Genomic DNA, 12,972 nt, shown 5'->3' on the forward strand with positions numbered 1-12,972 from the left:
AACAATGTTGTTACTAATGAATAAATAATCACACTCGACGAGTAGAGGTTATTTCAGTAACCGATACTATAAGGCGAGGTTACTGAATTCTATTTTCTAATTCGATATATGCTACTGACAAAGTTATGAAACTATTAATGAAAAACAATCTAGCGTCCATTTTATTTTATTTACATGACAGACATTGTGATAATATGTATATATTAGCCATTCACTGAAAAAATGACCTTTTCTTAAAAAGAGGATATTTACACAGGCACTAAAGACCGTAATTACATATCACTTATCAAGGAGAATAGAATATCTCCGTCATTTGTAAATACGAAATTCTATCTTTATGTAATTGGAAGTGTTCTTAGAGTAAAATGGTAACCATTTCCTATTAATACTTATCATTTAGATGGATTAATTAAGGAAGGTACTCCGTTCTGTCATTTTCTATTTTATCGGTATTTATGATGAACTAGAGAAAAAACGAGCAAAAACAGCCTTTTTATAACTTCCTCACTGATGAAAAACAAGTTCATTAGTAAGGGACGGAGCGTTGGTTTTAAAGGAACACCCCGTTCCTTTAAAACCAAAGAGTACTGAATGACTAAAAAAAGATGCATATTTCATACAGTATTATGCAGGATGAACTCGTATTCCTGCATATTATTGCACTAATTTATGCAGGATATGCTGTCGTTCATGACTTTTTGAGCAAATTCCTATTGGCATAATATTAAATTTGGAACATTTAGACTGAAAGGACATTTATCTTATCAATTCCACATCTTGTCTACAAATGAGGCGTGTTCGTCTCATTTGAAAAACCAGCAATGTAGTATCCCTTATCTTCGTGTCGAAATAAAAAACAGAATAAGTCATGAAGATGAATAAAACTATGTTGTTAGGGGAAGTAGCAAACCGTTCGGGGATTCCGGCAGATGAATGCGGAGTAGTACTTAAAACTTTTGAAAGAGTCCTTTGCGAAGAACTCACACGGAAACTGTACCGTTATGGAGGATGGATATTGCTGTTGATCGGTTTGTTTATATCAGCCTTTGCTTTCGGGCAAATATCGGATCGGAAAGGGCGTCCGGTCCAGACCATTCGTGGGATGGTTGTTGACGGAGATTCCAAATATCCTATACCGTATGCGACAGTTAGATTGTCAGATAAAGAGGGGATGGGGACGACAACCGACAGTCTGGGACGTTTCACCATTCCGCAGGTTCCCGTCGGGAGACATACGGTAGAGGCAGCGTTCATGGGATATGAACCCGGCATTTTCAGAGAAATACTGGTGACTTCCGCCAAAGAAGTCTATTTGGAAATACCTTTGAAAGAAAGCGTCAACGAACTAAGTGAAGTAGTGGTCCGTGCGCGGACGAACAAAGAAGAAGCGATGAATAAGATGGCAACTACCGGAGCACGTATGCTGAGCGTGGAGGAAGCGAGCCGTTATGCAGGCGGATTCGACGATCCTGCACGTCTGGTTTCCGCTTTTGCCGGAGTGGCGCCCAGCGTCTCTTCGAATGGAATTTCGATTCATGGCAATGCACCTCATCTGTTGCAATGGAGGCTGGAGGATGTAGAAATCCCGAATCCGAATCACTTTGCGGATATTGCCACCTTGGGTGGAGGAATCCTTTCTTCCCTTAGCTCACAGGTACTTGGAAATTCCGATTTCTTCACCGGAGCTTTTCCGGCTGAATATGGAAATGCAGTGTCCGGCGTGTTCGACATGAAGCTGCGCAACGGTAACAATCAAAAGAACGAAAACACGATCCAAGTGGGAATCATGGGAATTGACGTTGCTTCCGAAGGTCCTTTGAGCAAGAAGCATAAAGCCTCGTATATCTTTAATTATCGTTATTCTACCACAGGATTACTGAATCTTGACGGTGGAACGATGGACTATCAGGACCTGAACTTCAAACTGAACTTTCCCACAAAGATGGCCGGGACTTTCTCGGTATGGGGAACCAGCCTGATTGACAAATTTAAGAGTGACATGGAGAGGAACCCTGAGAAATGGGAATATCTGGGCGACCGCAGCGAATCACGTGACAAGCAGTATATGGCTGCCGGAGGTATCAGTCACCGTTACTTTTTCAATAGTGACGCATCGCTGAAAACAACCGTTGCCGCTACCTACTCGCAGTTGGACGGAGGCGCTTCCATGTTCAATCATGCGTTGGAATCGACTCCTTATATGGACCTTGAATCAAGGCATACCAACCTGATACTGACCAGCACCTTCAACCGTAAATTCAGTAACCGCTTTACCAATAAGACAGGATTCACTTATACTGCCATGTTTTATGACATGAACCTTGCCATAGCTCCATACGAAGCTCAGCTGCTGGAAACGGTATCGAAGGGAGATGGCAATACGAGTCTGATTTCTGCTTACAATAGTTCTTCTGTCGGACTGAGTGACCGTTGGACTCTCAATGCCGGTATCTACGGACAATACCTGACGCTGAATAATAAATGGTCTGTCGAACCCCGTGCCGGACTGAAATGGCAGGCTACCCCAAAAGCGACCTTTGCTTTAGCTTACGGCATATACAGCCGGATGGAGAAAATGGACGTCTACTTTGTGAAAACGAAGAGCACGGGAAATCAATCCGTCAACAAGAACCTCAACTTCACCAAGGCGCAGCACATCATGTTGTCTTTCGGCTACAAGATTTCGGACCGCATGAATCTGAAAATAGAACCATATGTACAGTTCCTGCACGATGTACCGGTAATGGCGGACAGTTCCTATTCCGTACTCAACCGCTCCGACTTTTATGTAGAAGATGCGCTTGTCAACAAAGGAAGAGGCCGGAATATCGGGATTGACATAACCCTCGAACGCTTCCTGGAAAAAGGACTTTATTACATGATCTCCGGTTCGTTGTTCGACTCCCGTTACCGTGGCGGAGACGGTGTATGGTACAACACGAAGTTCAACCGCAACTATGTCATCAACGGACTGATCGGCAAAGAATGGATGCTGGGACGCAACAAACAGAATATTCTTAGCATCAACCTGAAACTGACCTTGCAGGGCGGCGACCGCTATTCTCCGATTGACATGGAAGCAACCATGAAGCATCCGGACAAGGAAGTGCAGTATGACGAAAGGAAGGCATTCTCCAAACAGTATTCGCCCATGTTTATCGGCAATTATACCGTCAGCTACCGCATCAACAAGAAAAAAGTATCTCATGAATTTGCTGTGAAGGGCCTGAACTTTATGGGCACGAAAGAGCACTACGGACATGAGTATAACGTGAAAACCGGAAAGATAGACGCAACCGACGGCTCTACCGTTCTGACTAATGTGAGTTATAAGCTTGAATTTTAGATATCCGGTATAGAGACCTTAACGGAAAATGTTTTATCTTCGTACCCAATGAAGCATATGGCAACTGAAACAACTGCAGCAGGCAACGAATCGGCCTTTTTATATAGATTGCTCGTAAGTCCGGCATTCCGATGGATGCGGTATCTGATACTTGTCATGGTGTTGGGTACTATCTCCTTCAATCAGGTATTCATCATTTTTATGGACTATCGGGATATACTGGGCGTATGGATTTATGTGTTCACGTTTATATATATGCTCACATACGTTGGCGTTATTTGTCTGAACCTTTTCTGGTTATTCCCGAAATATTTGTTGAAAAGGCATTATATGACCTATCTGTCGGTGCTGTCTGTGGCAATGGTCATTGCACTGCTGATACAGATGGTCATAGAATACCTTGCTTACTCCCATTGGCCGCAGCTTCATGCGCGGGGATCGTATTTCTCGGTTCCCATGCTGATGGACTACATTTCTTCTTTTATGCTGTCAACGCTTTGCATGATAGGAGGAACGATGACTTTGCTTCTGAAAGAATGGATGATTGAGAATCAGCGTGTTTCACAGATGGAAAAGGCGCACGTACTGTCCGAAGTGGAACAGCTCAAAGAGCAGGTCAGCCCCGAACTTCTTTTCAAAACGTTGCATCATTCGGGTGAACTGACATTGACCGAGCCGGAAAAGGCTTCGAAGATGTTGATGAAGCTGAGCCAGTTGCTGCGCTATCAGTTATATGATTGCAGCCGGCAAAAAGTATTGCTCAGCAGTGAAATCGTCTTCCTTACCAACTATCTGACATTGGAGCAAAGCTCCCTTCCGCAATTCCGCTATCAGTTTACTTCGGAAGGGGAGGTAAACAGGGAGCTGGTTCCTCCTCTGCTCTTCATTCCTTTTGTGCAGTATATCGTGGAGTTGACGCACGAACAGCAGATATCGATTCCTGTCTCTTTGGACATCCATCTGAAAGCGGAGAAGGGTACGATTGTATTCACTTGTATGTGTCCGCAACTTAATCTCTCCGTAAACAGGGGACTGGAACGGATCAGACAAAGGCTGGACTTATTGTATGGCGACCGCTACGGACTATCTTTTACCATGGAATGTATAAGACTGGAACTGAATGGAGGGGAATAATGAGAATAAGTACAAACGATAAAAATACGCTCGACAGGAATCCCGGTGACGGAACCATGAACAGCAGCAGTGTCACCGCTTTTCTGCTGAGTCCTCATTGCAGGATATACAGACATATCCTCTTGCAGGTGGCTGTTCTGCTGATTACAATCAATGTTTTTTGGTACGAGCCTTTGCAGGTGGTCTCTCTCTTGAAACGCTTTGGAGGCTGTCTGGTCTATTTCTTGTCTATGAATGCGGTGATATATACTAATCTGTATATTCTGGTTCCTTCTTTTCTGTTAAAGAACCGTTTGGGTGGTTATGTTCTAGCTGCGATAGTTACCAACTTAGTGGTCATCCTTTTCCTTTCAGTTACGCAGGGAATGCTTTTTGAAGTTATTTTGCCTGTCAGGAATCCCGATGGATTTGCCACTTTCATCAACACCTTTTCGGGGATACTTACTATGGGTTTTGTCACCGCAGGTTCGGCGGCTATTTCATTGTTCACTCATTGGCTGCGTCATAATCTGCGCATTGATCAGCTGGAATCTACCACTTTGCAATCGGAATTGAAGTTCCTTAAGAGCCAGATTAATCCGCACTTTCTGTTCAATATGCTGAACAACGCCAATGTACTGATAAAGCGGAATCCGGAAGAGGCTTCTAAAGTTCTTTTCAAACTGGAAGATTTGCTGCGGTACCAGATAAATGACAGTTCGCGCGAAAGGGTTGCTTTAGCCTCAGATATCCGTTTTCTGAACGACTATTTGAATCTGGAAAAGATACGCCGGGATCATTTTCAGTTTACAATGGATCAGGAAGGGGATATTGACTCCATCTGGATTCAGCCGTTATTGTTTATCCCGTTTGTGGAGAATGCGGTAAAGCATAGTTTTGATAGCGAGCATCCTTCGTCTGTACATTTTTCTTTTAAGGTAGAAGAGAATCGGTTGGAGTTCCGTTGTGAAAATACGATGCCGGCGGTTGCAGTCAGCAACAAGGTAGGAGGGATCGGGCTTGCGAATATTCAGCGTAGATTAGGATTGCTATATCCCGACCGTTATGAATTGAAGCAGATAGAGAATGAAAATCGGTATATGGTAACTTTATGTATAACGTTATGAATTGTATTATTGTAGACGATGAACCATTGGCACGGGAGGCTATGAAATTGCTGATAGAGGAGGCGGAATGTCTTCAGTTGGTGGGAAGTTTTAACAGTGCCGCCACGGCTTCCGACTTTATGGAGCAGCACGTAGTAGACCTTGTCTTTCTGGATATTCAAATGCCCGGCATTACGGGAATTGAGTTTGCCCGTACCATTTCCAAACGGACATTGGTAATCTTTACCACTGCCTATACGGAGTATGCACTGGATAGCTACGAAGTGGACGCAATTGATTATCTGATAAAGCCGGTGGAGGCGGAGCGCTTTCAGAAGGCGGTTGAGAAGGCGCAGTCTTATCATTCTTTATTATTACGGGAAGAAAAGGAAGCCATTGAGACGATTGTGGCTGCCGAGTATTTCTTTGTAAAGGCGGAACGCAGATACTTCAAGGTCAACTTCTCTGATATCCTTTTTGTAGAAGGCTTGAAAGATTATGTAATTCTACAGTTGGGCGAACAACGCATCATCACCCGTATGAGTCTGAAAGCGGTCTTTGACTTGTTGCCGAAGGACTCTTTTTTACGGGTCAATAAATCGTATATAGTCAATACAGCCCATATCGATTCGTTCGACAATAATGATATATTTATCAAGTCGTATGAGATTGCTATCGGGAATAGTTATCGGGATGACTTCTTTGAAGGATTCGTGATGAAACAACAAAGATGGTGACAGGTCTTGCGATGTTTTTTATGTCATATATATCCGTTAGTCTTTAATCTGATGCAATATTGGTAGATAAAGGAAAGTTTATAAAAGAATCTGCCCTCTGTCAGTCATTAGAATGCTGATAGAGGGTAGTTGCATATCAAGAAAAAATCGAAATTAGTTTATTTAGCTTCGTTATTCTGTTTCAAAAGAAATTCGTCGATTGCTTTCTTCAACTGGTCTTTGGGCAAAGCCCCTTGCGTGATTCTCGGTTCTTCTTTCATCGGAATCAGTAACAGGGTGGGGATACTGCGGATACCGAAGGCGGCAGCCAGTTCCTTTTCTTGGTCCACATCAATCTGATAGATGTCTACCTTACCACTGTATTCTTTGCTCAGTTCTTCCAGAACAGGATGCAGCGCTTTACACGGTCCGCACCATGTTGCATAGAAATCGACGATTGCCGGACGTTTGCCTTCAAATTTCCAATCATTCGGATTGGCTTCAAAATCATATACTTTCTTTAAAAACTCTGCTTTATTTAATGATACTACTTCCATTTTATTGTCCTCCTTTGTTGGTTCATTACTCTTTTTATTTTCTCCGCCATTTCCCGCACAAGCTGTGGTGGCCAGTACGATAGCGAAAGCGCTCATAATGCTTTTAATCAGTTTCATAAATCTTTTCGGTTTATTTGTTTTCTATGTTGCAAAGGTAAGGCGAAATAGCTTCCCGTGAAATAGCGATTTGACTGGAACACTTGGCAAAATTTCCCATCACTGCTCCTTTAACGCTAAAAAATGTCTTTTTATCTTTGGAAGTAATAAAAATATGCACTACTTTTGTCGCGATAAAATGAGTATTCACCCTTTAAAATGATGGAAAGGGTATTAATTATGTTGGAGCTATAATATTTTCAAATTAGGACTAAGTTGTCTCGTCGGGAAGACGGGGCTTTGCGACATTTTGTTTTTTACGTTTACCGCAACTCTGCTGCTGGCGGTAATAGTTGATTAGTCCTGCAATCACGTTTTTATTTTTCAAATTATTCACTTCAATGCTGTGGATGGATGTTTTGTATCCGTATCCGAAGCATTGGCATACCGTGTATAACCTTACTTTCCGCTGTTGAGGCGGACGGGGTGTGGTATGCGAACAGAAAAAAAGTATGGGAATACGATTAAAAGATTTAAGTAAACTGGGATATCGGGATAATGTAGCCCGTAGTCTGGTAGTAGACATTGTAGGCAAATATTGCAAACATGACACGAAGGAACAGATTGCAATGACTTTGAGCAATATACTCGAACATCCCGAATCTTATAAAAACAATGAAATATGGAGTAAGCTGGCGGAACGCCTGTCGCCTACTGTTCTTGCGAAAGAGTTCGTAGCTTACGACTTACGGGAAGATCCGTTGATGTATAAAACCTATGGAGGTAAGTTTATCGAGACTCTTGCCAAACAACAGATGAATTTGGCTATGCGCCTGCCTGTAACGGTCGGTGGAGCGTTGATGCCCGATGCGCACGCCGGTTATGGATTGCCTATCGGTGGGGTACTGGCTACTGATAATGCCGTGATACCGTATGCTGTCGGGGTTGATATCGGTTGCCGGATGAGTCTGACGGTATTTGATGCGAAAGCAGACTTCCTGAAACGATATTCTTATCAGATAAAGGAGGCTTTGAAAGACTTTACACATTTCGGAATGGATGGCGGCCTGGGCTTTGAACAGGAGCATGAAGTGCTGGATCGGGAAGAATTTCGGTTGACTCCTTTATTAAAGGATTTGCAAGGAAAGGCCGTGCGGCAACTCGGAAGCTCCGGAGGTGGGAATCACTTTGTGGAGTTCGGCGAAATTGCTTTGCAGGCGGATAATGTGCTGAATCTTCCGGAGGGGAGTTATGTTGCTTTGCTGTCTCATTCCGGTTCACGTGGCTTGGGTGCTGCTATTGCCAAACATTACAGTCTGTTGGCCCGTGAAGTCTGCAAACTTCCTCGGGAGGCGCAGCATTTTGCGTGGCTGAGTCTGGACTCCGAAGAAGGGCAGGAGTATTGGATGAGTATGAATCTGGCAGGAGACTATGCCCGTGCCTGTCACGAGCGTATTCACTTGAATCTGTCTAAAGCATTGGGACTGAAACCTGTTGCGAATGTCAACAACCATCACAACTTTGCGTGGAAAGAGGAGATAGCTCCGGGACGTATGGCGATTGTGCATCGCAAAGGGGCAACTCCTGCACAAAAGGGACAGGCGGGTCTGATTCCCGGAAGTATGGCTACGGCAGGTTATCTGGTTTGTGGCAAAGGGGTGGAAGAATCCTTGTGCTCTGCTTCTCATGGAGCTGGAAGAGCGATGTCCCGGCAAAAAGCAAAGGAGAGTTTCACTCAGTCGGCTTTGAAAAAGATGCTGTCGCAGGCAGACGTGACATTGATAGGCGGAAGTATCGAGGAAATACCTCTGGCATATAAAGACATCGACCGCGTGATGTACACACAGGAGACTTTAGTGGAAGTGCAGGGTAGATTTATGCCTCGCATCGTACGAATGAATAAAGAATAAGGCGATGAAGGAGAAAGTCTATTTACAGATAACTTCCGGCAGGGGACCTGCGGAATGTTGCCGGGTGGTGGCATTGGTACTCGAAAGAATAGTAAGACAGGCGCAGGCAAGCGGACTGAAAGTGGAAATGATAGAACGTGAAGTGGGACCGGTCAACCGGACACTGCTTTCGGCTACCATTGCTCTTCAAGGCGCAGCGAGCGGAGAACTGGCGGATGAATGGGAGGGAACGGTGCAATGGATTGCCCAAAGCCCGTATCGCATTTATCACAAGCGGAAAAACTGGTTTGTCGGTGTGCATTCGTTTGTGTTGTCGGAGAGTCAGGAGGCTACAGAAAGAGATTTCCGCTATGAAACCTTACGGGCTTCCGGTCCGGGCGGGCAGCATGTCAACAAGACAGAGTCCGCGGTCCGTGCCGTTCACATCCCGTCCGGAATGAGTGTGGTAGCTTCCGACCAACGTTCACAATGGCAGAACAAGAAGCTGGCAACGGAACGCCTGTTGGTGAAACTTTCGTCATGGACGATGGAACAGGCGATGATTCAGGCGCAGGAAAACTGGAGTAATCATAATCATCTTCAACGGGGGAATCCCGTGAAGGTGATTCGGGAACCGCTGATTTAGCTGTGAGTAATAAAAAATATATAAAGTGACTAAAAAGTCGGTTCTATCTCCCATTCCCCTCCCTTCGGGAAGGAAGGGTGGCTGAAAGCCGGGGTGGTAGGTGGATGCATAGATTGATGATAATCAAAGTTATATGCTTACCTACCACCTCCCCCTGCGGGGACTCCTCCTTCCCGAAGGAGGAGAGTTTGAGGTTACTACCGATTTTTTAGTTCGCCTTTATGTATGCAGGATAATGTCACTATATCAAGGCGATAGTGTCATTATCCTGTTATTATTTTTTCGGGTGGTTAACTGAAAATATAAACGATAATTCCTGTAATCACCACATATGCCAGTGCATACGGGATAGCAGCTTTCAGTATTTCCCCTTCCTTTCCCTGCTGGTTTCCGGCAGAAGTCGCAATGGCGATACTTTGCGGAGAAATAATCTTACCGCCTGTCGCACCTACCGTATTTGCTGCTGACAGCCAGTCCGGACTGACATGAATCTGTCCTGCCACACTTGCCTGTAACTTTCCGAAAAGGATGTTGGAGGAGGTATCACTTCCTGTAATAAATGTCCCCAGGCAGCCGATGACCGGAGCAAACAGCGGATACAAGCTTCCGGTAGCAGTAGCCAGTGCCGTAGCGATGACAGCAATCATTCCCGAAGTATCCATAATGGTGGATAATCCCACGAGACAGATCACGGTAATAAAGGTTTTCTTTAATTGCTTCACCGTATTCCAAAGAACGATAAACAGCTCTTTGACTTTGGCACCCTGTATCAACCCACCGATAAAAGTACCGAGGAAGAGTAGTACACCTGCATGGGTCAACCACGAGATTGTATAGTTTACGGTAGTAGCATTGACAGGCAGACTGATTCTTGTAACCCAGTTATTCTCCAATGTACTTCTCAAACTCGGGAAAAGCGGACTGGTGAGGATGATCAGGAACAAAATCAGTAAATAGATGCTCCACGCATTCAGTATATCTTTGGTTTTCAGCGTACTTTTCCGAGCCTTTTCTTCTTTCGATGCGGTCAGTTTTCCATAGAGAACGATGACAATGATAGAAAGAATACTTCCGATAATGGCAGGCGATTCTGCCCCCATATATCTGGCAGCCAGATATTGTCCGACCAAAGAAACACCTCCGACCAGTAGGGCCAGAAATATATTCTTCGGGAGTGCTTTCAGTTTAGGATTGGTGAGGAAAAGCAAGACCAGCGGAATCAGAAACATGAGTACCGATAATTGCAATACAACGTTCGTACTGAGTTGTAGCACATCCAGATTCGTTTCCTTTGCCAACACCAATACCGGAGTTCCGATAGCACCGAAAGCCGTAGCGACACTGTTGGCTATCAGACTGACAGTCGCTGAAAATATCGGCTTGAATCCCAGACTGATAAGAATCGCCGCCGGAATAGCAACCGCCGTTCCGAATCCTGCCATCGCTTCCAGTAATCCTCCGAATCCCCAAGTCAGCAGCAATACCTGAATACTTTTATCCGTAGAGATGGAAGCGAACTGTTGTTTGATAATCTCCATCTTTTCCGTTTTCAGTAATACGTTATAACTGAAAATAGCCATCAGAATGATGATTAAAATAGGAGAGACCGCTTTCAGCGCTCCATATAAAAAGGAATAAAACAGATTGTCTACAGAAAAGGCGAAACCGAAAAGAGCGATCAGCATGGTTACAATCAACGAGATAATACTGCTCTTGTCGCCGGACATCTTGAAGAACGCCATCAATACAATTAATAGCAATACCGGAATAATAGCAAGGATTAGTGTCATAATTCTAAATTTTAAATAGTCAACTTTTGGTGAATACTTAATATAACAAAACAAAAGGTAGTTTTGATGGATATGTGACTCTAATTTTATCCAACTTCTTTTTGTGAATGTGTCAAAAATATATTCAGGCACGGATTTCACAGATTAACACGGTTTTAAGAGTTAGGTAACCCCAAACCGTGAAATCCGTGTAATCCGTGCCTGAAAAATCGTTTTAAGTGACTTCCGTCCCTTCTGCTATTACTTGCTCATTTTCATATTCATGATCTGTTGCAACTGTTTCAAGTTTGCCTGAGCAGCTTCATTTCCTAATTTGGCAGCTTGTTCAAAGGCTGCTGTAGCACGTTGAATATCTCCGTTTAAGAAGTTATACACGCCTGTATTATTCAGAAATTCGGCAGTGGTATGATCCGCTTTTTCCATATATTTCAGTGCGGTATTGATATCCTTCTGTGACAGGGCGACAGCCGCTGCATTCAGATTGGCTACAGCATCCGTTGGATACATACGTACGGCAATATCAAATACATCTACAAAGTCCTTGCTGCCTTTCGGATAACTATTGGCTACCTGATACATCTCGTTCAGACTCAGATATTTCGGATTCTCACGGATGATGATACGTCCTTGTTCCACATCGAAGTTGACCACTGTGTAGTCGATCTTGCAGTTCACTTTACGCAGTCCCGGATAAATCTCTTTCAGCATAGTGCGATAAGGAGCGCCGCCGCCGACTTTCATGATTTCCTGTTTACGTTTCACGTCATTCGTTGTATTTTTGATGATATTCAGGAAGGTTTCCTTATCCTTCATCGAAGAGGATTCGAGAGCTTTCACCAGTCCGTCCCAGTTCTCTCCGCCGAAAGTCACTTTATACAGTTTGGCAGATGCCTTTTCGTTCTTGACCAGATAATCTTTTAGAGCTTCCGCACGTTTTTTAGAGAGTTGCTCGTTGAAAGCCAGCGGCCCTTCGGGAGAAGCGAATCCTTCGATGCTGATGCTTTGTACGGTCAGATTCTTGTCATTCTGAATTTTATCAAACATAGAATGAATATTCACCAGTTCGGAGTGATTGTTCATGAAGTCGGTAAGGATGACAGACTTGTTGACGGGGAAGTCCAGATGAGCTTCGTATTGCTCACTGCGGTTTTTCACCACTTCCACCGTAGGCTGGATGTAGGCTACGATAGGAGACATGGCACTCAGTCGTTTGGCTTCGGTAGATACGTCGTTCGTTATCAGTTCCTGCGCGTTCATTTCCTGATAGTTGCCGCATCCGCATAGGTTCTCTACCAGTTGCAGGGATGCGTTTGCCATCCATGGCTGATAAGGAATGACCTGCGTATAATTAAACGTTTCTCTTTTATTATAAGGTACGATGATAGCCGTGGGTTCCTGTTTGCTGATCGCCAGTCCACGTAGATAGGCTTTCTCGCGTCTTTTGCCGTTGACGATAATCTCCTGTAGCGGGATATTATGTTGTCCGTCCGTCAGCAGGGGGATCAGGCTGAGACTACGTGCCGAGCCGATGGTTAGGTTTGCCATGTCGACCGTCATGCCGACATAAAGCGAGTTTCCTTGTTGCCATAAGGATACATTCGAAAGCGTGAGCGCATCATTCAGAAATTTCTGTGCATGAGCCGGAAGTATGGTGGCTGCAAGAGCTATAAATAGATAGATAAGTTTTCTTTTCATCATTGTAAGTTTTAGAAA

General features: G+C 44.2%; 9 protein-coding genes. 6 read left to right on the plus strand and 3 right to left on the minus strand.

All coding sequences use genetic code 11. The features are described from left to right. Nucleotides 1-868: 868 nt before the first annotated feature. From KTR07_RS08910 to KTR07_RS08925, 4 genes are read left to right on the plus strand one after another with little or no spacing between them, the layout of a single operon-like run. Nucleotides 869-3,346, plus strand: coding sequence for a carboxypeptidase regulatory-like domain-containing protein (locus KTR07_RS08910; protein ID WP_217315344.1), 2,478 nt, complete (start codon nt 869-871; stop codon nt 3,344-3,346). Nucleotides 3,347-3,403: 57 nt separating this feature from the next. Further along, a complete protein-coding gene (locus tag KTR07_RS08915; protein ID WP_217315347.1) occupies nt 3,404-4,480 on the plus strand; it encodes a sensor histidine kinase in 1,077 nt (358 codons plus the stop codon). Then, nucleotides 4,480-5,586: a sensor histidine kinase gene (locus tag KTR07_RS08920; protein ID WP_062694829.1), complete on the plus strand. Its 1,107-nt coding sequence runs from the start codon at nt 4,480-4,482 to the stop codon at nt 5,584-5,586. Before KTR07_RS08915 ends, KTR07_RS08920 begins: the two co-directional genes overlap by 1 nt. Continuing rightward, on the plus strand, nt 5,583-6,302 hold the full coding sequence (locus KTR07_RS08925; protein ID WP_217315349.1) for a LytTR family DNA-binding domain-containing protein: 720 nt from the start codon (nt 5,583-5,585) through the stop codon (nt 6,300-6,302). The genes KTR07_RS08920 and KTR07_RS08925 overlap by 4 nt, the downstream gene beginning before the upstream one ends. A 158-nt stretch (nt 6,303-6,460) precedes the next feature. Here the strand turns inward: KTR07_RS08925 and trxA are convergent, their stop codons facing one another. Beyond that, a complete protein-coding gene (trxA, locus tag KTR07_RS08930) occupies nt 6,461-6,955 on the minus strand; it encodes a thioredoxin (RefSeq protein ID WP_008762320.1) in 495 nt (164 codons plus the stop codon). A gap of 491 nt (nt 6,956-7,446) precedes the next feature. Between trxA and KTR07_RS08935 the strand changes: the two genes are divergently transcribed. Together KTR07_RS08935 and prfH are read left to right on the plus strand one after the other, a co-directional pair. Continuing rightward, entirely contained in the window at nt 7,447-8,844 is a 1,398-nt protein-coding gene (locus KTR07_RS08935) for an RtcB family protein (protein WP_011107794.1), read from the plus strand. Between the two features lie 4 nt (nt 8,845-8,848). After that, the gene (prfH, locus tag KTR07_RS08940) at nt 8,849-9,469 is read left to right on the plus strand and encodes a peptide chain release factor H (protein WP_008764839.1); all 621 of its coding nucleotides are present in this window, start codon (nt 8,849-8,851) and stop codon (nt 9,467-9,469) included. Between the two features lie 290 nt (nt 9,470-9,759). Here the strand turns inward: prfH and KTR07_RS08945 are convergent, their stop codons facing one another. Both KTR07_RS08945 and KTR07_RS08950 read right to left on the minus strand, forming a co-directional pair. Further along, nucleotides 9,760-11,259, minus strand: coding sequence for an L-lactate permease (locus KTR07_RS08945; RefSeq protein ID WP_011107792.1), 1,500 nt, complete (start codon nt 11,257-11,259; stop codon nt 9,760-9,762). Between the two features lie 240 nt (nt 11,260-11,499). Continuing rightward, the gene (locus KTR07_RS08950) at nt 11,500-12,954 is read right to left on the minus strand and encodes a DUF3868 domain-containing protein (RefSeq protein ID WP_055299495.1); all 1,455 of its coding nucleotides are present in this window, start codon (nt 12,952-12,954) and stop codon (nt 11,500-11,502) included. Nucleotides 12,955-12,972 lie beyond the last annotated feature (18 nt).

Origin of the sequence: Bacteroides sp. MSK.20.82 (assembly GCF_019052485.1) — a bacterium.
Classification (GTDB): Bacteria; Bacteroidota; Bacteroidia; order Bacteroidales; family Bacteroidaceae; genus Bacteroides; species Bacteroides thetaiotaomicron.